Here is a 22,075-nt window from a genome sequence, read left to right on the forward strand (position 1 = left end):
AGTGTCACGGTCGCACGGCGAGCCTACCACTTGAGTTTGCGTTTGGGCTTGCCTGATCGCGCGTGATGATTTGCGGCGGGTCTGCTTTGGCCCCACCCCGGTATGTGCCGTGTAGTTTTTGTGTGTGTTGCCAGCGTGCCTGTATGTTCTTGGTGTCGCGTTGTTTCGCTGCGGCAAGCCACCGTGACTTCCTCGCACGGTCTTGCCAGTGCCCTTGGCCATGCGCTAGATCGGCGCATGGCCAAGCTTTATTTCCACTACTCCACCATGAACGCAGGCAAATCGACGCTGCTGCTGCAAGCCGCGCATAACTACCGCGAGGGCGGGATGCAGACCTATCTGATCACCGCACAATTCGACAATCGCGCAGGCGAAGGTCGGATCGCCAGCCGTATTGGCATTGGCGAGGCGGCGGATACGTTCGCGCCCGAGGATGATCTTTTTGCCAAGCTTTCAGCTCGCTTTGCGCAAAGTCCGGTGGCCTGCGTGTTCATCGACGAGTCGCAGTTTTTGACCAAAGAACAGGTCTGGCAGTTGGCACGCGCGGTGGATGATCTGGGCGTGCCGGTGATGTGTTACGGGCTTCGCGTTGATTTCCAAGGAAATTTATTCCCCGGCTCGGCAGCACTGCTGGCTTGGGCCGATGAAATGCGTGAGGTCCGCACGATTTGCCACTGCGGCAAGAAGGCGACGATGGTGATCCGGCGCGGCCCGGATGGGCGGGCGCTGAAAGACGGCGAGCAGGTGCAGATCGGCGGCAATGAAACCTACGTTTCGCTCTGCCGCCGCCATTGGCGCGAGGCCGTCGCTGATTAAGCTTCCTGCACCTTCGCCCGCAGCGCGATCATCGCCCCTGCCGCCACAATCAGCACCATGCCGAACACCGCCAAGGGGGTCAAAGTCTCGCCCCAAAGCATATACGACCAGAATGCCGACGCAGGCAGGATGATATATTCCAGCACCGACGCCCGGCTGGCTTCGGTAAGCTGATAGGCGCGGATCATCATGCCCACCCCCAGCAGTGAGCCCACCGCCTGCACAACGGTCCAGAAGTAGAAACCACCCGAGGCCCAAACTGCCCCGCGCTGCAAGAACCCATCCGTCCCCAAAGGCACCGCAATCGGCCACAGCGCCAGTACCGCCAATCCCACGACGCCAATCACCCCCAGGGCCAGGAAAAACCCTGCCAACAGCGTCTCAGCACTCTCGTTGGGGCACCATTCCCGCGTCGCTATATTGCCCATCGCATACATCGCGCCGGCGATCACCGGCAGCAAAGCCGCCAAGGACGCACCCGACATCGCTTCCGGCCCCAGCACCAGAATCACGCCCAGAAACCCCAGCGCCACCCCGATGATCCGTACCGGGCCAATGGCGTGACCATAGGCAAAGCGCGAGATCAGCAACACGAAAATAGGCGCGGTGAACAGCCCTGCGGCCACCAAGGCCACCGGCAGAAACGCCAAAGCGCCAAAGTAAATCACCATCGTCAAGCCATGCAGGGTTGAGCGCGCCAGCACCGCCCGCAGGTTTACCGGGCGCAAGCGCAACCCAAACGCCACCGCCAACGCCCCCAGCAGGATCATCGCGATACAGCTGCGGGTGAAGTGGAACTGCCACAGGCCCACCTCGGACGCGATCACCCTCACATAGTTATCGGTAAAGCCGATGATCATCGCATAGGTAAAGATCAGCCCGGCGGCGGCTAAAGTATGGTCTTTTGTCGCGGTCACTGCATGATCCTTCGGTTTCCCGCTTTCCAACTGCCCGGAACGCTTCCACTCTGCACGTCAGAAAGCGACATACCGCACAGGGTTTCGGGGAGGGAACAACATGGGCTGGCTGGCAGATGAAACCGGGCTTGGCAAAACGCGGGCGAACTACGCGCCGCTCACGCCGCTGTCACACCTGCGCCGCGCGGCGAATGTCTTCGGCCATCGCACCGCTTTGGTGTGGAAATCCACCCGGCTGAGCTATGCCGACTATGCCACCCGCACCAGCCAACTCGCTTCGTCTCTGGCGCTGCGCGGCATCCTGCCCGGCGATGTGGTGGCAACGTTGCTGCCGAACATCCCGGCGCAGGCCGAGGCCCATTTCGGCGTGCCTGCCTGCGGGGCCGTGCTGAACACCATCAACACGCGGCTAGAGGCTGACACCGTCGCCTATATCTTCGGCCATGCGGGCGCGAAACTGCTGCTGTGTGACACCGCCTTCCTGCCCTTGGCCGAGGCCGCCATCGCCCAGATGACCACCCCCGCGCCGCAGATCATCGAGGTGGTAGACCACGGCTTTACCGCCTCGGGTCGCTATGAGACCTACGAGAATATGCTGGCCTCGGGCGATCCCGGCTTTGACTGGCTGATGCCGGACGATGAATGGGAAAGCCTTGCGATCAACTACACCTCTGGCACCACCGGGCGGCCTAAGGGCGTCGTCACCCACCATCGCGGCGCGTATCTTGCCACCACCGCCAATGCCATCGGCTGGCGGATGCAACTGTTCCCGACCTACCTCACCATCGTGCCGCTGTTTCACTGCAACGGCTGGTGCCACGCGTGGATGATACCGATGCTCGGCGGCACCGTGGTCTGCTGTCGCGATGTTACCGCCAAGGCGATCTATGATGCGATTGCCGACGAAGGTGTCACCCATTTCGGCGGTGCCCCCATCGTCTTGAACACCGTGATCAACTGCAAACCCGAAGACCGCCGCAGCTTTGCCCATATTGTTGAGGTCTTCACCGCCGGAGCCCCCCCACCCGCTGCCACCCTCGCCGCGTTTGAACCCCTCGGTTTCAACGTGACGCAAGTTTACGGTCTGACCGAAACCTATGGCCCCGCCACAGAATGTCTGTGGCAAACCGAATGGGACGCCACCACCGGCGACGAACGATCCGCCTTGAAAGCCCGCACCGGGGTTGCGATGGCGATGTTGGAGGGTGCCGAAGTGCATGACACCAGCGGCAATCCCGTTCCCCGCGATGCGGCGCATTTGGGCGAGATCGCGCTGCGCGGCAATATGGTGATGAAGGGCTATTACAAGAACCCCGAGGCCACCGCCGAGGCGTTCAAGGGCGGTTGGTTTCGCAGCGGAGACATCGCTTTCCAGCATCCCGATGGCTATCTGAAAATCACCGACCGCGCCAAGGACATCATCATCTCGGGCGGCGAGAATGTGTCTTCGGTCGAGGTCGAAGGCGCGTTGATGCATCACCCCGCCGTCAGCCTCTGCGCCGTCGTCGCCAAGCCCGATGCGAAATGGGGTGAGGTGCCTTGCGCCTTTGTCGAACTCAAACCGGGGGCGAGCGCCACCGAGGCCGAGTTGATCGCACATTGCCGCGGCCGGCTGGCGGGCTTCAAAACCCCGAAACATGTGGTGTTTACCGAGCTTCCAAAGACCTCGACCGGAAAAATCCAGAAGTTTGAGCTGCGCGCGGTGGCGAAACTGATGGACGCGTGATTGTGGCCTGCGCAGCAAGTGGCTATCGTAACCCAATGATAGTAGGGAAAGACACTTCCGCGCAATGACAGCACTTCGCAAATACCTGCGGCTGGAAAGCCCGGGGCTGTGGCGCGAAACCCCCTCGGCGCAACTGCGCGAGGTTGTCGTAGGTTTACGCGAAGCTACCATCGTGCTGTCAGACCCCAAGACCGAAATGGCACTGGCGCAGTGGTCGCTGCCCGCGCTGACCCGGTTGAACCCCGGCAAACTGCCCGCTTTGTATAGCCCCGGTCAGGATGACCCCGAAACCCTAGAGGTCGACGACCGCGATATGATGGCAGCGCTGGACACCGTCCGCACTGCATTAGAGCGCCGCCGCCCCAAGCCGGGCCGCCTGCGCGGTGTGCTGTTGGGCGGCTTTGGTGCTGTGATCGGATCGCTTGCGGTGTTCTGGCTGCCGGGCAAGCTGATTGACTACACCGCCGCCATGCTGCCCCCCGCCACCCGCAACGATTTGGGCAAACTGGCGCTGCAAGATCTGACCAAACTGACCGGATCGCCCTGCACCGGCAAGGCTGGCACTGCGGCCTCAGTGGCTTTGGGCCTGCGGCTGAACCCCATCCATCCGCCGCATGTGCTGGTGGTGCGCGACGCGCTGCAAGCCCCGCTGGCACTACCCGGCGATCTGCTGATCCTGCCGTTGAAGCTGCTGCAAAGCGCCGAGGGCCCGGATATCATCGCAGGCTATATCCTTGCCACCACCGGGCAAGCCGCGCTGAAAGACCCAATGCAGCCATTGCTGGAAAAGGCTGGACTGATGGCCACCATACGTCTGCTCGCCAGCGGCGCGATTGCGTCCGATGCGCTTGTTGGCTACGGCCAAAGCCTGCTCAGCCCGCCCGCCATCACACTATCGGATGAGGCCCTGCTCGCCGCGTTCACTGCGGCGCAAGTCACAGCCCAACCCTATGCCTATGCCTTGGATAAATCCGGCGAAACCACCCTGCCGCTGATCGAGGCCGACCCGTTCCAGAACGGCAGCGAGCCCGAGGTTCTGACCACCCAACACTGGCAAGACCTGCAAGCGATCTGCACCGGCTGAGCTGGAAATAGCAAAAGCCCCCCGGCGCAAACCGAGGGGCTTCGCAATCACTCCCAGCCCATATGTATGTGTCAGCTGCTGTTGGCAATTGAGAATTTGGCACGACTTCGGAAATCGCTGATATGTATCCGGCCTGTTGATCGGCTCGCGGGCCGTGGCCTTGATGGGGTTATGCACGCGCCGTGGTTTCATTAGCGGCAAGGTCTTTGCTGACCATAAGCGCCGTCAGACTCTGGGGGCGTATTTTCTCCGTTCCATGCTGCCCTCTCTGTCGCGAACTCCTTTTGACCGTGGAAAGCGTCAGATGGTTTCCACGGCCATATCTCTTGGGGCGTCGAACCGGGTCCCGTGTCGCAGAACGCTCCACGCGGTTCGGGCACGTTTGTTGGCCAGCGCAACGGCTGCCTTGTTGCCCGGCATGCGCTTCACCGCTTCGGCCAGCCAGGGGCCGAAGCTGAAGGCAGACCACCTGTTCTGACGCGTCATGATCACCTTTGGTAGGCGGTGCTCCAACCCCAGCTTCCGCATCTGTTCGTGATCTGAGATTCAGCCAGTGCCGTGTATTTGGATTGGAGGTTCTCCATGGGGCGCTCAGTGGACATTCTCAGTCAGATTGATCTGATTGTCGGACCCAAAGGGAACGGCATTGGTCGGAGGCTCTGAAGGCTCAGATTGTGGCGGAGACGTTGGTGGAGGGTGCGACGGTCCATGCGGTTGCCCGGCGGTATGATATGCGGCCGAACCATGTGTCGGAATGGCGGCGCCTGGCGCGAACCGGCAGATTGGTCTTGCCTGCAGTTGCGAGGATTTTGGGTTTGCGCCGATCTTTGTGCACCAAGACCCCGTTGCAGAACCGGCACCTTTTGCGGATGTTTTGGACGTGATCCGGGGCGAGGTGACGCTTCGGTTGGATGCCGCCCCCCCTGCGGCGCGGATCGCAGAGATTGTTCGCGCATTGAATGCCGCAGGATGATCTTTCCATCGAACCGGGTGCGGATCATGGTGGCGACCAAGCCCCCTCTCGCACATGCACGCATGCACTGCCGGGCAGTGGATCGATTTCCGCAAAGGCCATGACGGGTTGGCAGCTTTGCTGAAGAACGCGTTGCACAAAGATCCGTTCAGCCATTGCCGGCAGGTGAATGCATCGCATTCACCGAGAGGGGCACCGGGTTTGGTCCCTCTCGGTGATGCATGCATCGCCTGCTGGGCAATGGATGGCCTACAAGCGGCTGGAGGAACACACATTCACCTGGCCAGCGATCAAGGACGGGGTGATGAGCCTTGGCCATGCGCAGTTTGAGGCCCTGTTCTCGGGGTTGGATTGGCGACGGGTTCGGGCAGCAGAAGTGCGTCCCCCGATGGCAGTGGAATAGCTGCCATCGGGGGGTGGTTTTGGCAGGCGGCCGGGGGTGGGTTTTGATAGAGAATGGCCATGTTGAACGCCGCCGATTTCCCTAATGATCTGGACACCTTGAAGGCGATGTTGGCCGCCGCCGAGGCCCGAGATCAGCGCAAGCAAGAACGGATTGATCGGCTGGAAGTGCTGGTTGCAGCCTTCAAACAGGCGATGTTCGGGCGCAAATCCGAGAAGATCGATCCCGATCAGTTCGAGCTTGCCTTGGAGGATATCGAGACCGCGATTGCCGCTATCCATGCTGAAGATGAGGCGGTTGATCCGGCCAAGACACGCTCAGCCAAGCCCCGGAACGCCAATCGTGATTCCTTGCCCAAGCATCTATTGCGCGTCGAAGAGCTTATAGAGCCAGAGGTATCGGTCTGCGGCTGTGGGGGTGATCTGCATCAGATCGGTGAAGGCGTCTCGGAACGCCGCGACGTGATCCCGGCCCAGTTCCGCGTCATTGTCACCCACCGCCCGAAGTATGGCTGCCGGTCCTGCTCAAACGGTGTGGTGCAAGCACCTGCACCAGCGCGGCTGATCCCCCGCGGCATGCCGACCGAGGCAACCGTTGCCGATGTTCTGGTCTCCAAATACGCCGACCATTTGCCACTTTACCGACAGGCGCAGATTTACAGCCGACAGGGAATTGATCTGGACCGTTCCACACTCGCGGCATGGGTCGGCACCAAACCGATCCACGCCGCAAAGTTCCGGCCTCGGTCGAAAGCCTCCCTCTTGCCAACTGCCGCGACCATTGCCGTCGAGATCATCGGAGCGATCCCGGGAATGGTCATGATGTTGGCGCAGTTCTCTTCCGTGCGGCTGATCTCCTCGATCTCGCCCCGCCGCTGTTCGAGGATCGCCTCAAACGAATTTTTCAACGCCCGCAGACCCGGGCGCACAGTGATGCCCTGTTCGATCAAAAAGGTCCGGATCTGGTTGATGCTCGCCGTGCGCCGCGCAACCAGCCGCGCCCGGACCCGATGCAATGCCTGAAGATCGAGCTGATCCTGATCTTTCTCCGAAACGGTCCGCAGGTTAGGTCGCAGCGCCGCCTCAGCGTCATTGTAGTCATTCTTCTGGCCCTTGTTGAAGGGCTTCACGTAAATTGCCGGGATGATCCGCGGCTCGAAACCCATGCCGCGCAGCGTCCGGCTGACAAAATGGGCGCTGAGGCAAGCCTCCATCCCCACGATGCACCGCGGGAGCTGCTCGAATGTCGATTGCAATGCCAACCGCTTGATCTGCTTACGCATGACCAATTGGCCGACGCGATCAAACCTGACCAAGTGAAACGTATCCTTCCCAATGTCGACACCGACCACGGCAAGATCATCAAGGCTTTCTGTCTTCTTTGCACACACGGCCACTTCTCCTTGTTGCACGGTTGATCCCTTTTCAGGATAACCCAACGGGGGAAGCAGCCGACACATCCCATTAGCGGATATAGGCGTCGCCAAACCCGGCGCCACGCGCAATCCGCAACGCCGCTTGCGCATCAGCGCCCGAGCCAAACGGCCCCGCCATTACGATCTGCAAATCCTTGCCGCCACGCTGCAGCTTCGACTTTGCCACCGGCAGACCCAAAGCCTGCAACTGCGCCGCAGCCCCCGCCGCATTGGCGGCCACGCCAAAGGTGCCGATCTGCACCCAAGCCCCGCCACGCACGGCTTTCGGCGCAACCTCGGCCTGACCCGAGGACGACACCGTCACCGAGGCCACTGGCTTGTGCTTGCGGGTCTTGGCCTTCTGCACATCAGTGATCAACTGCGCCGGAACCTTCTGCGTCCACAACTGATCCTGCGCCGCCTGCCCTTCTGCCGTGCCAACGCCGCGCAGCGGGTTCAAGCGGCCATCGGTCCATGCGACTTTGTAGCCCTTCGGCACCACCACATTCGGCACCGCAGCCGAGGCATATACGGGGGCAGCCGCCACCCGTCCGACGCCCGGATTGTCCGCCCGTGCCACCTGCACAGGCGCGCTCAACGCCGCACCGACACCCGCGCTGCGTGGATAGATCGGCGACCGCCAGCCGGTCAGCGTGCCGTCGCCGCGCGTGCAGACCACCGCCGTGCCGCCATTGCGCAACCGCACCACCTCCGCCACCGGAGCCGAGATATAGCAGCCGATCTTGCCCGCAGCCGGGCCAACACTCGCCGCCCGCTCATAAGCCTGCGCCGGGGTCGGCAAACTCGCCACCAGACCTGCGGTCGGATGTTCGACCCGCACCTGCGGCACGGGTGCAACCATCACAGCTTCGGGCATCATCGCACTGGCCACCGTCGCCATCGGCGCATTGGCTTTCGCGGGCTTCACCACCACGGGGGCCGCAGCCACCATCACTGGGGCCGCCTTAACCGGGGCCACATCTTCGGCGACTTCAATCGCGGGGCGGGCGCCAAATGTCGGCGGATAGCCACACAGAACCTTGTGCTTGCGGTCCACCCGCGCCACCCATTGCGCAGCACCCGCGTAGCTTGCGTTCATGAAAACGCAGCCCCGGCTGTCAACGTATTGCGCGCCCTTAAAACTGGCCGGCGGGCGTTCAGCAGGTTGGCCAATCTGCGCCACTGTCTGCGCAGAGGCCACAATCGGACCCATCACAACCGCAAACACCGCGACCGATACAATTTTCAATAGCATGACTACCCCCAAGTAGTTTTGGGGAAAGAATGCGTCAGGATTGTTTCCGAGTAAAGGGGGCTAAGCTTTATTTAGTGCCAAACATCCGGTCGCCCGCATCCCCTAGCCCTGGGACAATATATCCGTGGTCATTCAGCTGTCTGTCTACTGCTGCTGTGACGATCTGCACATCGGGATGGGCTTCTTTCATCCGGGCAATGCCCTCGGGGGCGGCGAGCAGGCACAAAAACCGAATATTCTTCGCACCCGATTGTTTCAAAAGCGTAATCGCCGCGACCGAGGAATTCCCCGTCGCCAGCATCGGATCAACCACGATCGACACCCGCTCCTCCAGATGATCGGGCAGTTTGCAGTAGTATTGCACCGGCTGCAGTGTTTCCGGGTCGCGGTACAATCCGATAAACCCGACCCGGGCCGCCGGGATCAATTCCAAGATGCCATCCAGCAGCCCATTGCCCGCCCGCAGGATCGAGATCAACGCCAGTTTCTTGCCGTCAATCGTCGGCGCGTCCATCGGCTCAATCGGCGTCTCGATGTGCTTGGTGGTCATCGGCAATTCGCGCGTCACCTCGTAGGCGAGCAGCAGGCTGATCTCGCGCAAAAGCTTGCGGAAAGACGCGGTCGAGGTGTCTTTTTCGCGCATAAGCGTCAGCTTATGCTGCACCAATGGGTGAGAAACGACGGTCAGATGTTCAGCCATTAGCCTGCTCCAGAATTTTCAGAATGCGGGTTTTGGTATCGGCGTCACAAAACGCCGCGTCAAGCGCGGTGCGGGCGATCTTGGCAAAAACCCCCTCGTCCCAATCAAACGCTTGATTCAACATCTCGTATTCGCGCGCCATCGTGGTGTGGAAAAACGGCGGATCGTCGGTGTTGATCGTCACCTTGACGCCGCGATCAAACATCACACCAATCGGATGCTTGCGGAAACTGGGGTAGATGCCGAGGGCAACATTCGAGCCCGGACAAAGCTCCAGCACCACGCCACGCTCGGCGATTTCCTCAACCAGTGCCATATCCTCAATCGCGCGCACTCCATGACCAATGCGCTCCGCGCCCAGATCATTCATCGCCGCGCGCACCTCATCGGGGCCTTTCCACTCGCCGGCGTGGGCGGTGATCCGCAATCCCGCCTCGCGCGCCGCATCGAACGACCACAGAAAATCCTTCAATTCACCGGATTTTTCATCGCCACCAATACCAAAACCGGTGATGAAGTGGCCCGCGGTCTCCGCCGCACAGCGCGCAGTTTCGCGGGCCTTTTCCGGTCCAAAATGCCGGATCGGCGTGACGATGCCGCGCAGCGTAATGCCGAAATCCTTCTCGGCTTTGGCGGCAGCCTCCGTGATCGCGTGCAGATATTCCTTCCATGCACCCAGATCGCGCCCGCCGCAAAAATCTGGCGAAAGAAAAGTTTCGCTGTAAACTACGCCACTTGCTGCGCTTTCTTCAAGCACGGCGAGGGTCAACCGATAAAAATCCTGCGGCCCCTTCAACGGCTCACACGCCGCCTCATAGACCTTCAGAAAGTTCCAGAAATCGGTAAAGCGGTAGCTGCCGTCCTCGTTGAAAATCCCGGCGATGTCGATGTTCTTCTCTTTCGCAAGACCCTTGATGAACGCAGGTGGCGCTGCGCCTTCCAGATGCAGATGCAATTCCACCTTCGGCAAGCTGTTGATCGTCAAAGAAAACTCCTCCCCGGCCCCTGCGCCGTCACCCCCAAATGCGCCGCCACCGAGGCCCCCACATCCGCAAACGCTCGCAGCCCCAAGCTGCCCGAACCTATCCCGGCACAGACCACAGGCACCCGTTCCCGGGTATGTTCCGTCCCCACCCAAGTCGGATCATTGCCATGATCAGCGGTGAATATCGCCAGATCACCGGGGCGCAGCCGCGTCAGCAAAGCCCCCACCCGCCCGTCAAACCATTCGAGCGCGCGGGCATATCCCGCCACATCGCGGGGATGACCATACAGCGTGTCAAATTCGACAAAGTTCGCAAAGGTCAAGGAACCGTCCTCTGCACCGTCCACCAAGCCATCCAAATACCCAAAAAGGTCAAGGTCACTCTTGCCCTTCCACAGCTTGCCAATGCCCTTCATCGAGAAAATATCGCCGATCTTGCCAATCGCATGGGTGGCGCGCCCCGCGCCCTGCACCCATTCCAGCAAAGTCGGCCCCGGCGGGTCCATCGCGTAATCATGCCGATTCGAGGTGCGCTTGAACGCCCCCGGCCCCCCGGTAAACGGCCGCGCGATCACCCGGCCCACCTTCATCGCGTGCAGATGCGGTGCCAGATCCTGACACAGCTTCAACAGCCGCTCCAACCCAAACGCCTCCTCGTGCGCCGCGATCTGGAACACGGAATCCGCCGAGGTATAGCAAATCGGCCAGCCTGTGCGCAGATGTTCGGCGCAATGTTGCTCGATGATCGGCACGCCCGAGGCATGGCAGTTGCCCAAAATCCCCTCGGTTCCGGCCAGCTTACACACCAGCGCCACCAAATCGGGCGGAAACGCCGGAACTGTATCGGGAAAATACGTCCAATCCCACGGCACTGGCACACCGGCCAACTCCCAATGCCCTGAGGGCGTATCCTTGCCGCGCGACACTTCTGTCGCAGCCCCCCAGCGCCCAACAGGCGCAGACCCTAACCCCGGAGCCTTCAGCCCCGAAGCCAGTTCAATCGCCGCCCCCAGCCCCAACCGATCCAAATGCGGCATCCGCAACGGCCCCAAACGCCCGACATCTGCCCGCCCCGCAGCACAGGCCTGCGCAATATGCCCCAGCGTATTCGCCCCGGCATCGCCGAAATCCGCCGCATCCGGCGCACCACCGCAGCCCACCGAATCCATCACGATCAGAAACGCGCGCGTCATCTAAGTGATCCTTTTGATGATCAAATCCGGGTCTGGCGGGGCCACCGCCCCCATCGCATAGGCCGCCTGCACCCGCAGAATTGCTTCTTCCGCCGCCGCTTCGGTCGCCGCATGCACCATGCACAGGGGATCGCCCGCGCCGATATCCTCGCCAATCCCGGCCAGATCCGACAGCCCCACCGACAGGTTCAGCTTGTCACCCTCGCGCTGCCGCCCGCCACCAAGGCCTACCACCGCGAGGCCCAAGCCCTGCCCATCTATCGCCGTGACAAAGCCCTGCCGCAGGCTTGGCACCTCGCGGATTACCGTCGCGGCGGGCAACCGGTCCGGCCAGCGTTCGACAAAATCGAGCGGCCCGCCCTGCGCCGCCACCATCCGCCCAAACCACTCGGCAGCAGCCCCAGATTCCAGCGCTTGCTCAATCCGCCCTGCCCCGTCCAAAGGGTCCGCAGCAAGGCCGCCCAAAGCCAAAGCCTCACCGCCCAGCGCCATGGTGATATCCCAGAGCGCCGCGTTGACGCTCGTGCCGGTCAGCGTCTCCATCACCTCAATCACCTCCAGCGCATTGCCCGCCGCCGTCGCCAAAGGCTGGCTCATATCGGTGATCAAAGCGGAAGTCATACACCCTGCCCCCTGCGCTGCGCCGACCAAAGCCCGCGCCAAAGCCTCGGCCTCCTCCAGTGTTTTCATAAACGCGCCAGAGCCGCATTTCACATCCAGAACAAGCGCTTCCAGCCCCGCCGCCAGCTTTTTCGACAAAATTGAGGCGGTGATCAGATCGACCGATTCCACCGTTCCCGTCACATCACGCACCGCATAAAGCCGTCGATCCGCAGGCGCAATTTCGGCGCTCGCCGAGACGATCGCACAGCGAATATCCTTCAACTGTCGCCGCAACTGATCTTCGGTCAGTCCGGTTTTGAAACCTGGAATAGATTCCAACTTGTCCAAAGTCCCGCCGGTATGGCCCAATCCTCTGCCCGAAATCATCGGCACATAGGCCCCGCAGGCCGCCAGCGCAGGTGCCAGCATCAGCGACACGCAATCGCCAATCCCGCCTGTGGAGTGTTTGTCCAACACCGGCCCCGGCATGTCCCATTCCAGCACATGGCCCGAGTCCCGCATCGCGCGTGTCAGCGCCACACGCCCCTGCTCGCCGAGGCCTTTCAGCAGCACCGCCATCGCAAACGCCCCGGCCTGTGCATCCGTCACGGCACCCGTCGCCAACCCCTGCGCGAACCATTGCAATTCGGCAGCCGAGGGCACCACACCATCGCGCAGGCTGACGATAATGGCGCGGGCGTCCATCACACCCCAACCTTAAGTGTGGCGTCCATATGGGCTAAGGTAAACACCCCCGGCAACAGTTCCGCCACCGTCAGCACTTTCGATTTTCCATCGGTGGTGTATAGGGTTACGCGCACGTCTTGACCCGCAAACTCGGCGATTTTCTGACGGCAGCCACCACAGCAGGGCACCGGCTCGGGGCTATCGGCGATAACTGCAATCTCGGCAATCCTTGTGTCACCGCCCGCTATCATCGCCGCAATCGCCCCGGCTTCGGCGCAGGTGCCTTCCGGGTAGGCCACGTTTTCGACGTTGCAGCCGACGTGCAGATTGCCCTCAACCGACAGGATCGCCGCCCCCACCTTGAACCGCGAATAGGGTGCATAGGCGCGCAGCCGCACCTCGGTTGCAGCACTCAACAACGACATCGGCGGCTCCACTTCCTGACCATATGGTCCAGAAGTGTGAGCCGCTTCAGGCCAAAGTGCAAGGGCGCTACAGAACCTGCGTCGGCGGATTTCCGGGCAGCGAAACCTCTAACAGCTGCAAATCCGGTGAACATTCGGAATACCGCGTCGCCATCCCCGGCGGGATCACGAAGGCATCGCCGGGGGCCAGACGGAAGGGGTCTTTGCCCTCGCCCTCCAGCACCATCTCGCCCGTCATCACGAAGCTAAACATAATATCGCCTTGGTGTTTGGTCCAAGGTGCCACGCCAGTAGGCCGCGCCACCATCACCGACGCCACCCCCTTGGTGTTGGCGTCAATGGTGGTATCGCGCGCCTCAAACCCCGGAATTCGGAACGGCGCAAAGGCCCCCGTGCTGCCGATGTTATGCACAAAACGCTGGCCATCCCATTCACGGTCACGGTTGATCACGCCATTCGGCAGGGTCATAGCGTGGTCAATCTCGGTGACATGCTCGGCGGGCACACCGATTTCCACCACCTGCACGCCTTCGGAATGCAGCACTTTATGGCGGATGGTCGGCGGCTGGATAAAGCAATCGCCCGCTTCGATCCGCATGATATCGCCTTGATCTTCATAGAGAACATCGACCCAGCCCGCGACGCAGAAGATCAGCTGAAACCCGACCTTATGGAAATGCACCATATCCGGCACCGGACCGTCCGGCACCCGGATGTGGCTGGCGATCATCGCGCCGCCCAACCGCGTCGGGATCAGATCGCGGTATTCCATCCCGGCCCGCCCGATCACCCAAGGCGCTTGATCGGCAAGCCTGCGCACCACAAACGCATGTTCGGTTTTCGGCAACACCAGCGGCGGGTTCAACTCGTCAATCTCAACCTGCGTGCCGCCCGGCGAGGTCAAAGCCTTCGCGCCATCGGCAATCGGCTCATCGGTCAAAATCCGCAGCAAACCGGGTGCTGCCTTGCTTTCGGCATCCAACCGCAGCCGCAGCCCATGCCCCGAGATCACCGCAACGGCTGGGTTGTCTGCCGGATAGATCATATCCATCCGCATCCCCAAAGTCTTGGTAAAGAACGGCAAATCCTTGCGCAAGTCGCGGGTCGGCAGCACGATTTCGGCGCGAATATCAGACATCAACTTTTCCCTTTGGGCGATTGTGTTGACGCTATATTTCAAACTTAAAGTTTCTATTTCAAGCGATTTCTTGTGATACGAGCTATCACCAAACCGCTTTGACTTTGCGATGGGCTTGGTTTGCTTTAAGTCTGCCAGCGCATACTCAAACCAAAAGCATAGACGTCCTTCAAAAAACGGGCCTAAAACACCGTGTGAAAAAGCCACAGTTGGCGTGAGATAAAAACTGGTTTAAAGGTAAACTATAAATCTGCGGGAGGTCCGAATGGAAGAAGCACGGCAAGATAACGCTCGGCAGGCGGCGCTAGATTACCACGAATTCCCCAAGCCGGGAAAGCTGGAAATCCGCGCGACCAAGCCCTTGGCCAATGGCCGCGACCTCTCGCTGGCCTATTCCCCCGGTGTGGCAGAGGCTTGTCTTGAGATCAAAGCCGATCCCGCCACCGCCAGCCGCTACACCGCGCGCGGCAACTTGGTGGCGGTTGTCACCAACGGCACCGCCGTCTTGGGCCTTGGAAACATTGGGGCTTTGGCCTCGAAGCCCGTGATGGAAGGCAAGGCGGTTCTGTTCAAGAAATTCGCCAATATCGACTGTTTCGATATCGAGTTGAACGAGCCTGACCCCTACAAACTCGCCGATATCGTCTGCGCGCTGGAGCCGACCTTCGGCGCGATCAATCTGGAAGACATCAAGGCCCCGGATTGTTTCATCGTTGAACAACTGTGCCGTGAGCGGATGAAAATCCCGGTCTTCCACGATGATCAACACGGCACCGCCATCGTGGTCGGGGCCGCTGCCACCAACGCGCTGCATGTCGCGGGCAAATCTTTCGCCGATATCAAGGTGGTTTCCACTGGCGGCGGCGCTGCGGGAATCGCTTGCCTGAACATGCTGCTGAAACTCGGCGTCAAACGTGAAAACGTCTGGCTCTGTGACCTTGCCGGCCTCGTCTACAAAGACCGCAACGAGCAGATGACCGAGCAGAAGGCCGCCTACGCTCAGGGCACGACCGCCGCCACTTTGGCCGATGTGATTAGGGATGCCGATCTGTTCCTCGGCCTCTCCGGCCCCGGCGTTTTGACTGCCGAAATGGTGGCGAAAATGGCCCCGCGCCCGATCATCTTTGCTCTCGCCAACCCGAACCCCGAGATCATGCCCGATGCCGTTCGCGCCGTGGCGCCTGATGCGATCATGGCCACCGGGCGCAGCGATTTCCCCAATCAAGTCAATAATGTACTGTGCTTTCCCTTCATCTTCCGCGGCGCATTAGACGTCGGTGCCACTGTGATCAATGACCAGATGCAACTGGCCTGTATCGACGGTATCGCAGCCCTCGCCCGCGCCACAACCTCTGCCGAAGCCGCCGCCGCTTACTCCAGCGAAAAGCTGACCTTTGGTGCGGATTACCTGATCCCGAAACCGTTCGATCCCCGCCTGATCGGCGTTGTCGCCAGCGCCGTTGCCAAGGCCGCGATGGAAACCGGCGTTGCCACACGGCCGATCCACGATCTGGACGCCTATCGCGAGAAGCTGAACGGCTCGGTGTTCAAATCGGCGCTGATCATGCGCCCGGTGTTTGAGGCCGCCGCCACCGTCAGCCGCCGCATCATTTTTGCCGAGGGCGAAGATGAACGCGTGCTGCGCGCCGCCAACGCCATGCTGGAGGAAATGACCGACAAACCGATTCTGATCGGCCGCCCAGAGGTCATCGCCACCCGCTGCGAACGCGCAGGCCTGCCGATCCGGCCGGATAAAGACTTTGAAATCATCAACCCCGAAAGCGACCACCGCTATCGCGACTACTGGGGTTCCTACCACGAGTTGATGGCCCGCCAAGGCGTCACCCCAGATATTGCGCGTGCCGTGATGCGCACCAACACCACCGCCATCGCGGGCATCGCGGTGCATCGCGGCGATGCCGAGAGCATGATCTGCGGCACCTTCGGGCAATATCTGTGGCATCTGGGCTATGTCCGCCAGATCCTGGCGCGTGACGGCCTGCACCCGCGCGGCGCGTTGTCGCTGATGATCCTTGAAGACGGCCCGCTGTTCATCGCCGACACGCAGGTCAACGCCGTGCCGACGCCTGAGCAAATCGCCGAAACCGTGATCGGTGCGGTCCGCCACGCCAAGCGTTTTGGCGTGCAGCCGAAGGTGGCTCTGTGCAGTCATTCCAGCTTTGGCAACCTTGACAGCGATTCCGGTCGCCGGACGCGCGCGGCCCTGGAAATCCTCGACGCCCGCGAAGTCGACTTCATCTACGAAGGCGAGATGAACGCCGATGCGGCGCTTGATCCCGAACTCCGCGCCCGCATCTTCCCCGGATCAAGGATGCAAGGCCCTGCCAACGTGCTGGTCTTCGCCTATTCCGACGCTGCCAGCACTGCGCGTAACATGTTGAAACTCAAGGCCGGGGGCCTTGAAGTTGGCCCGATCCTGATGGGCATGGGAAACCGCGCCCATATCGCCACCCCCTCGATCACCGCGCGGGGATTGTTGAACATGACGGCCATCGCGGGTACGCCGGTCGCGCATTACGGGTAAAATATCTCACCCAGACAAACTTCGCAAACCCGACCCGTCGGGTTTGCAAACCACGTAGGTTTGCACGCAAACATCGTATATTTGCAGGCAGTTTGCAAAACTTTGCGCCCACTTCTACGCAATATATGCAAACTTAGTGTCGCACCCCTGTCGCGATCCTTGCGCGACTCAAGCGGGCTTGCCTAAGACAGCCGCAGCTTTGGAGGAGGCATACAATGGTATACCGTGAAATCTATGCAGGCTGGCAGGCCAACCCGGAAGCGTTCTGGATGGAAGCCGCGTCCAAGATTGATTGGGTGAAACCGCCGTCCAAAGCCTTGGATGCCAGCCGCGCGCCCTTGTATGAATGGTTCACCGACGCCACCGTTAACACCTGCTGGAACGCCGTCGACCGTCACGTTCTGGCCGGGCGCGGCGATCAACTGGCGATCATCCATGACAGCCCGGTCACCCGCACCAAACATGCGATCACCTATGCCGAGTTGCAAAGCCGCGTCGCCTCGCTCGCCGGGGCGTTGCGCGCCAAGGGGGTGGAAAAAGGCGACCGCGTCATCATCTACATGCCGATGGTTCCCGAAGCCCTTGAGGCGATGCTGGCCTGTGCGCGGCTGGGGGCGATACACTCCGTGGTGTTCGGCGGCTTCGCGGCGACGGAACTGGCGGTCAGGATCGACGATTGCACTCCGAAAGCCATCATCGCGGCAAGCTGCGGTATCGAGCCGTCCCGCGTGATCCACTACAAACCCTTGCTGGATGCCGCGATCGACATGGCCGCCCACAAACCCGATTTCTGCGTGATCCTGCAACGCGAGCAAGAGGTTGCGGCCCTGATCCCGGGCCGGGATGTGGCATGGCACAGCTTTCAATTTGGCACAGAGCCCGCCGAATGTGTGCCCGTTGCGGGCAATCATCCGGCCTATATCCTCTATACTTCAGGCACCACGGGGGCGCCGAAAGGTGTGGTGCGCCCGACTGCGGGCCATCTGGTGGCGCTGAACTGGACGATGCGGGCGATTTACGACTGCGGCGTGGGCGATGTGTTCTGGGCGGCCTCCGATGTCGGCTGGGTCGTCGGCCACAGTTATATCTGCTACGCGCCCTTGATCGCGGGCTGCACCACGGTGGTGTTTGAAGGCAAACCCGTTGGCACCCCGGATGCGGGCACGTTCTGGCGGGTGATTGCCGAGCATAAGGTGAAAACCTTTTTCACCGCACCCACCGCTCTGCGCGCCATCAAGCGCGAAGATCCGGACGGCGAATTGCCCTCGGGCTATGATCTTAGCGCCCTAAAGGCATTATACTTGGCCGGAGAACGCGCCGACCCTGATACCATCCACTGGGCGCAAACCCATCTGAACATTCCGGTGATTGATCACTGGTGGCAGACCGAAACCGGCTATGCCATCGCCGCCAATCCGTTGGGGATTGAGGCTTTGCCGGTGAAAATCGGCTCGCCCACCGTGGCGATGCCCGGCTATGACGTGCAAATCCTTGACGAAGGTGGCCATCCGGTGGCCTCCGGCACTTTGGGCGCGATCACGGTGAAACTGCCGCTGCCCCCCGGCACGCTGCCGACGCTGTGGAACGCCGAGGATCGCTTCATCAAAAGCTACCTCACCCATTTCCCCGGCTATTATGAGACCGGCGATGCCGGGTATGTCGATGACGACGGCTATCTCTATATCATGGCCCGCACCGATGACGTGATCAATGTCGCAGGACATCGGCTGTCTACAGGGGCGATGGAGGAGGTTCTCGCCAACCACAAAGACGTTGCTGAATGTGCTGTGGTCGGCGTGGCGGATGATCTGAAAGGCCAAAGCCCGGTAGGGTTCCTCTGCCTGAACAAAGGCTGCACCCGTGACCCGCAGCAGATCGTCAAGGAATGTGTGCAACTGATGCGCGACAAAATCGGCCCGGTCGCCGATTTCAAACGCGCGGTGGTGGTCGACCGCCTGCCGAAAACCCGCTCCGGCAAGATCCTGCGCGGCACTATGGTCAAGATCGCCGACAACGCGCCGTGGAAAATGCCCGCCACAATCGACGATCCGGCCGTCTTGGATGAAATCCGCACAGCACTGCAAACCATCGGCTACGCCAAGGCACAACCAAAGCTCTAACCCAAAGCCCAACACTAGACAAAGCCGCCGCAGCGCTTACCTTGGGGTTATGCGCAACAGCCCTCTCCCCCCAGATGCCCAGACCGTTGCCCTGTTGGGCCACGATCTGCGCGCGGCTTTGTCCGAGGTGATCGGCGGGCTGCGCCTGATCGACCCTGAACGGCTGCCTGCAGAACCGCGCAGCCATATCGCTCGCACCCGTGCCGCCAGCGAAGCCCTCGCCCTGCTGTTAGAGCAAGCCCTCGTCCTGCTGCAGGACGCCCCGCTGCATCAGACAACCGCCGCGATCCGCTTGCACACCGAACACCTGCTGCACAGCCTGAAGTTGCGCTGGACGGCCCGGGCGCAAGAGCAAGGTCTCAGCTTTCAGCTTGAGGCCAAGAACCTGCCCGCACAGCTGGCGCTGGACCCGGCTTTTCTGGAGCGGATTCTGTCAAACCTGCTGAACAACGCGCTGAAATATGCCGAGACAGGCTGCATCTCGTGCAAATTGCACATCACCGCCGCGCAGCAGTTGAACATAACCGTGCAAGATCAAGGCAAGGGCTTTGCCCCCGCCACGCTGGCGCGGCTTTACACCTGCAACAACCGCGATGAGAGCGCCAGTATACCGGGCACAGGCATGGGGCTGCACATCATCTGGCAGATCGTTGGCCAAGCCGGGGGCCAGATCAGCGCCGCCAACCATGCAGGCGGCGGGGCCGAAGTGGTTGTGCTGTTGCCGCTGCACCCCCTCCTGCCCGCGGCAGTACCGCCCGCTGTTCCAATCGCCACGTCCGCACTCTTGCTGAACCGACACCTGCTGATCGCCGATGACAGCGAAACTGGTCGGCTGCTGCTGACCCAACTGCTCACCAGCCAAGGTGCGCAGGTCACGGCGGCAAGCGATGGCCTGCAAGCCCTTGACCACCTCAAGCGCGGCCGTTTTGATGCCCTTCTGGTCGATATCGAAATGCCGCAGATGAGCGGGCTAGAGGTGATCCGCCACATCCGCAGCCAACCCGGCGCGCTGGCCCGGCTACCGATTCTTGCCATTACCGCCTATCAACTCCGCGCCAACAAGGCGGCAATTTTGGCCGCTGGGGCCGATAGCCTGCTGTGCAAACCGGTACTCGATGCCCAGAACCTCGCCGAAGTGCTGGGGCAAGTGCTGCGCCGCAACGTAGCCCCCCATCACGCCGGCCCGCAGGTTGAACCCGGCCAGTTTCAGGAGTTGTTGCAAATGGCCGGGCCAAAAATGGCCGCCGAGCTGCTGGATCATCTGCAAAAAGATCTGCGCACCGCCGAACGCGGGCTGCTCGCTGCCGCGCATGGTCCCGACTGGTTGGAGGTGCGGCGTCAAACCCATGTGATGATTGCGCTGGCAGGCACGGCAGGCGCCACTTTCCTGTATCAGCTGGCGCAGGCGATCAACACTTTGGCGCACCAGCCGGTGCCTGATCGCGGCACCTTCCACACTCTGCTGCCGCAAGCCCTTGAACAATTAGACATGTTGATCCATTTCATCGACCAGAAGATCGTGAGCCCCCTCAACTTGACACCCACCGTCACCACGCAGGAGCCGCAGTGACCGCATCTCTGCCCCCTATCCTGCTGATCGAGGACACGCCCTCGCTGCAACTGCTGTACCGCGCAGCACTGACCAAAGCCGGTTACGCAGTGGTGACGGCCGGCACGGCCGCCGAAGGGCTAGAGTTGTTGCACGAAGCCACCCCGCAGGTGATCTTGCTGGATCTGGTGCTCCCCGACCGCGATGGCCTTGATTTGATGCGCGAAATCCTGCAACTGCACCCCGGCCTGCATGTCGTGGTGATGACGGCGCATGGCTCGATCAGCAAGGCGGTCGAAGCGATGCGGGCGGGCGCGCATGAGTTTCTGGTCAAACCGTTTGACGAAGCGCGACTGCTGAATGTCGTGGCCAATGCCCATAAAACAGCGTCCGCCAAGCCGCGCGCCAAAGCCGCAGCGCCGCTGACTGTGTTGCCCGCCACCGCCAGTCCCGTGCCAGCCCAGATCGGCAGCGGCTTCATCGGCTCGTCGCAGGCGATGGCCGCCATCCACGCCACCATCGTCTCAGTCGCCCGCTCGATGGCCACGGTGTTCATCACCGGCGAAAGCGGCACCGGCAAAGAGCTGTGCGCTTTGGCTGTGCATAGCAATTCCCCGCGCGCCAACGGCCCGTTCATCGCGCTGAACTGCGGCGCGATCCCACAGGATTTGCTGGAATCCGAAGTGTTCGGCCATATGAAGGGCAGTTTCACCGGGGCAATTTCCGACAAACCGGGGGCGGCGACGGCTGCGGATGGCGGCACGCTATTTTTGGATGAAGTCTGCGAAATGGCCCCGGCGCTGCAAACCAAGCTGCTGCGGTTTTTGCAAACCTCGACCGTGGTGCCGGTGGGGGCGACCCGGCCAAGGAAGGTCAATGTCCGCATCGTCTGCGCCACCAACCGCGATCCGATGGATGCGGTGCGGCGCGGCCAGTTCCGCGAGGATTTGTTTTACCGCCTGTTCGTGGTGCCGATCCACATGCCGCCTTTGCGTGAGCGCGGCGATGATATGATCGAGATCGCCGAAACCGCGCTTGCCCGCTTTGCGCAAGAGGAAGGCAAGCAGTTTGACGGCCTGTCGCCCGAGGTGTGCGCGCTGTTCCGCCGCCTGCCATGGCCTGGCAATGTGCGGCAAGTGCTGAACGTGATCCGTAACGTCGCCGTGCTGCATGATGGCGGTGTGCTGACCTCCGGCATGCTGCCCGCCAGCCTGCTGCAGCAGGCGCAAGATCTGCTGATCGCGCAGCGCCCCGCCCATCCAAGCGAGCCGCCGAGCCAACCAGAACCGCCCGGCCTTGACACGCTGCTGGGCCGCCCCTTGGCAGAGATCGAGCGTCTGGTGATCGAAGCCACGCTGGCCCAACACAACGGCTCGGTGCCAAAAGCCGCAAGGGTGCTGGAACTGTCGCCCTCGACGCTCTACCGCAAGATAGAGACTTGGACGCAGCGCTAGGGCGATTTTTTAAGCAAAAAATCGGGAACGATTTCTGCCCCAGAAATCGGTTGCGCTGCGGGCAAGTGTTAACACTTCCTGAACAGAC

General features: G+C 61.4%; 17 protein-coding genes and 3 pseudogenes. 10 read left to right on the top strand and 10 right to left on the bottom strand.

Annotated elements, in window-relative coordinates; genetic code table 11:
* Window positions 1–237 precede the first annotated feature (237 nt).
* Window positions 238–816 carry a thymidine kinase gene (locus ACS5RD_RS20915; RefSeq protein ID WP_489928975.1) on the top strand — a complete coding sequence of 193 codons (579 nt, stop codon included), beginning with the start codon at window positions 238–240 and terminating at the stop codon, window positions 814–816.
* On the opposite strand, the gene ACS5RD_RS20920 is transcribed toward ACS5RD_RS20915, so the two are convergent.
* Window positions 813–1,733, bottom strand: a complete 921-nt coding sequence (locus tag ACS5RD_RS20920; RefSeq protein ID WP_489928976.1) for a DMT family transporter — start codon at window positions 1,731–1,733, stop codon at window positions 813–815. The two genes, ACS5RD_RS20915 and ACS5RD_RS20920, sit on opposite strands and share 4 nt — an antisense overlap.
* Window positions 1,734–1,833: 100 nt before the next feature.
* Between ACS5RD_RS20920 and ACS5RD_RS20925 the strand changes: the two genes are divergently transcribed.
* Together ACS5RD_RS20925 and ACS5RD_RS20930 are read left to right on the top strand one after the other, a co-directional pair.
* Window positions 1,834–3,459, top strand: a complete 1,626-nt coding sequence (locus ACS5RD_RS20925) for an AMP-binding protein (protein ID WP_489928977.1) — start codon at window positions 1,834–1,836, stop codon at window positions 3,457–3,459.
* A gap of 64 nt (window positions 3,460–3,523) precedes the next feature.
* Entirely contained in the window at window positions 3,524–4,543 is a 1,020-nt protein-coding gene (locus ACS5RD_RS20930) for a hypothetical protein (RefSeq protein WP_489928978.1), read from the top strand.
* 300 nt (window positions 4,544–4,843) lie between these two features.
* Here ACS5RD_RS20930 and ACS5RD_RS20935 read toward each other — a convergent pair.
* Window positions 4,844–5,035, bottom strand: a pseudogene (locus ACS5RD_RS20935) (IS110 family transposase); the annotation flags it as partial.
* 197 nt (window positions 5,036–5,232) lie between these two features.
* Here ACS5RD_RS20935 and ACS5RD_RS20940 point away from each other — a divergent pair.
* The 3 genes and pseudogenes from ACS5RD_RS20940 to ACS5RD_RS20950 all read left to right on the top strand — a co-directional run.
* Window positions 5,233–5,427, top strand: a complete 195-nt coding sequence (locus tag ACS5RD_RS20940) for a transposase (protein WP_489931415.1) — start codon at window positions 5,233–5,235, stop codon at window positions 5,425–5,427.
* 306 nt (window positions 5,428–5,733) lie between these two features.
* The gene (gene tnpB, locus ACS5RD_RS20945; RefSeq protein WP_489931416.1) at window positions 5,734–5,919 is read left to right on the top strand and encodes an IS66 family insertion sequence element accessory protein TnpB; all 186 of its coding nucleotides are present in this window, start codon (window positions 5,734–5,736) and stop codon (window positions 5,917–5,919) included.
* A gap of 59 nt (window positions 5,920–5,978) precedes the next feature.
* Window positions 5,979–6,629: pseudogene (locus ACS5RD_RS20950) on the top strand (transposase); the annotation flags it as partial.
* On the opposite strand, the pseudogene ACS5RD_RS20955 reads toward ACS5RD_RS20950, so the two are convergent.
* The 8 genes and pseudogenes from ACS5RD_RS20955 to ACS5RD_RS20990 form a co-directional block, all read right to left on the bottom strand.
* Window positions 6,626–7,309, bottom strand: a pseudogene (locus tag ACS5RD_RS20955) (IS110 family RNA-guided transposase); the annotation flags it as partial. The pseudogenes ACS5RD_RS20950 and ACS5RD_RS20955 overlap by 4 nt on opposite strands.
* 73 nt (window positions 7,310–7,382) lie before the next feature.
* Window positions 7,383–8,588 carry an SPOR domain-containing protein gene (locus tag ACS5RD_RS20960; RefSeq protein ID WP_489928979.1) on the bottom strand — a complete coding sequence of 402 codons (1,206 nt, stop codon included), beginning with the start codon at window positions 8,586–8,588 and terminating at the stop codon, window positions 7,383–7,385.
* 67 nt (window positions 8,589–8,655) lie between these two features.
* Window positions 8,656–9,288 carry a uracil phosphoribosyltransferase gene (gene upp, locus ACS5RD_RS20965; protein ID WP_054006893.1) on the bottom strand — a complete coding sequence of 211 codons (633 nt, stop codon included), beginning with the start codon at window positions 9,286–9,288 and terminating at the stop codon, window positions 8,656–8,658.
* On the bottom strand, window positions 9,281–10,273 hold the full coding sequence (locus tag ACS5RD_RS20970) for an adenosine deaminase (RefSeq protein ID WP_489928980.1): 993 nt from the start codon (window positions 10,271–10,273) through the stop codon (window positions 9,281–9,283). Before ACS5RD_RS20970 ends, upp begins: the two co-directional genes overlap by 8 nt.
* Window positions 10,270–11,466, bottom strand: coding sequence for a phosphopentomutase (locus ACS5RD_RS20975; protein ID WP_489928981.1), 1,197 nt, complete (start codon window positions 11,464–11,466; stop codon window positions 10,270–10,272). The genes ACS5RD_RS20970 and ACS5RD_RS20975 overlap by 4 nt, the downstream gene beginning before the upstream one ends.
* Window positions 11,467–12,774 (bottom strand): thymidine phosphorylase, encoded by a 1,308-nt coding sequence (locus tag ACS5RD_RS20980; protein WP_489928982.1) that lies wholly within the window; start codon window positions 12,772–12,774, stop codon window positions 11,467–11,469. It abuts the gene before it with no gap.
* Entirely contained in the window at window positions 12,774–13,181 is a 408-nt protein-coding gene (locus ACS5RD_RS20985) for a cytidine deaminase (RefSeq protein ID WP_489928983.1), read from the bottom strand. Before ACS5RD_RS20985 ends, ACS5RD_RS20980 begins: the two co-directional genes overlap by 1 nt.
* Window positions 13,182–13,248: 67 nt before the next feature.
* Complete coding sequence (locus ACS5RD_RS20990) at window positions 13,249–14,319, bottom strand: cupin domain-containing protein (RefSeq protein ID WP_489928984.1); 1,071 nt, start codon at window positions 14,317–14,319, stop codon at window positions 13,249–13,251.
* Between the two features lie 265 nt (window positions 14,320–14,584).
* On the opposite strand from ACS5RD_RS20990, the gene ACS5RD_RS20995 reads away from it, so the two are divergent.
* The 4 genes from ACS5RD_RS20995 (at window position 14,585) to ACS5RD_RS21010 (ending at window position 21,987) form a co-directional block, all read left to right on the top strand.
* Window positions 14,585–16,864, top strand: a complete 2,280-nt coding sequence (locus ACS5RD_RS20995; RefSeq protein ID WP_489928985.1) for an NADP-dependent malic enzyme — start codon at window positions 14,585–14,587, stop codon at window positions 16,862–16,864.
* 215 nt (window positions 16,865–17,079) lie between these two features.
* Window positions 17,080–18,984 (top strand): propionyl-CoA synthetase, encoded by a 1,905-nt coding sequence (locus tag ACS5RD_RS21000; protein WP_489928986.1) that lies wholly within the window; start codon window positions 17,080–17,082, stop codon window positions 18,982–18,984.
* Between the two features lie 49 nt (window positions 18,985–19,033).
* Complete coding sequence (locus ACS5RD_RS21005) at window positions 19,034–20,554, top strand: response regulator (protein ID WP_489928987.1); 1,521 nt, start codon at window positions 19,034–19,036, stop codon at window positions 20,552–20,554.
* On the top strand, window positions 20,551–21,987 hold the full coding sequence (locus ACS5RD_RS21010; RefSeq protein ID WP_489928988.1) for a sigma-54-dependent transcriptional regulator: 1,437 nt from the start codon (window positions 20,551–20,553) through the stop codon (window positions 21,985–21,987). Before ACS5RD_RS21005 ends, ACS5RD_RS21010 begins: the two co-directional genes overlap by 4 nt.
* Window positions 21,988–22,075: the final 88 nt, after the last annotated feature.

It is taken from the genome of Cypionkella sp. PAMC25878 (genome assembly GCF_058135695.1).

What these genes read in the sequence shown, in the direction of transcription:
- ACS5RD_RS20925 (WP_489928977.1), top strand. Translation starts at nt 1,834, where the DNA reads ATGGGCTGGCTGGCAGATGAAACCGGGCTTGGCAAAACGCGGGCGAAC.
- tnpB (WP_489931416.1), top strand. Translation starts at nt 5,734, where the DNA reads ATGCATGCATCGCCTGCTGGGCAATGGATGGCCTACAAGCGGCTGGAG.
- ACS5RD_RS20960 (WP_489928979.1), bottom strand. Translation starts at nt 8,588, where the DNA reads ATGCTATTGAAAATTGTATCGGTCGCGGTGTTTGCGGTTGTGATGGGT.
- ACS5RD_RS20990 (WP_489928984.1), bottom strand. Translation starts at nt 14,319, where the DNA reads ATGTCTGATATTCGCGCCGAAATCGTGCTGCCGACCCGCGACTTGCGC.
- upp (WP_054006893.1), bottom strand. Translation starts at nt 9,288, where the DNA reads ATGGCTGAACATCTGACCGTCGTTTCTCACCCATTGGTGCAGCATAAG.
- ACS5RD_RS20985 (WP_489928983.1), bottom strand. Translation starts at nt 13,181, where the DNA reads ATGTCGTTGTTGAGTGCTGCAACCGAGGTGCGGCTGCGCGCCTATGCA.
- ACS5RD_RS21000 (WP_489928986.1), top strand. Translation starts at nt 17,080, where the DNA reads ATGGTATACCGTGAAATCTATGCAGGCTGGCAGGCCAACCCGGAAGCG.
- ACS5RD_RS20995 (WP_489928985.1), top strand. Translation starts at nt 14,585, where the DNA reads ATGGAAGAAGCACGGCAAGATAACGCTCGGCAGGCGGCGCTAGATTAC.
- ACS5RD_RS20975 (WP_489928981.1), bottom strand. Translation starts at nt 11,466, where the DNA reads ATGACGCGCGCGTTTCTGATCGTGATGGATTCGGTGGGCTGCGGTGGT.
- ACS5RD_RS21005 (WP_489928987.1), top strand. Translation starts at nt 19,034, where the DNA reads ATGCGCAACAGCCCTCTCCCCCCAGATGCCCAGACCGTTGCCCTGTTG.
- ACS5RD_RS20930 (WP_489928978.1), top strand. Translation starts at nt 3,524, where the DNA reads ATGACAGCACTTCGCAAATACCTGCGGCTGGAAAGCCCGGGGCTGTGG.
- ACS5RD_RS20915 (WP_489928975.1), top strand. Translation starts at nt 238, where the DNA reads ATGGCCAAGCTTTATTTCCACTACTCCACCATGAACGCAGGCAAATCG.
- ACS5RD_RS20980 (WP_489928982.1), bottom strand. Translation starts at nt 12,774, where the DNA reads ATGGACGCCCGCGCCATTATCGTCAGCCTGCGCGATGGTGTGGTGCCC.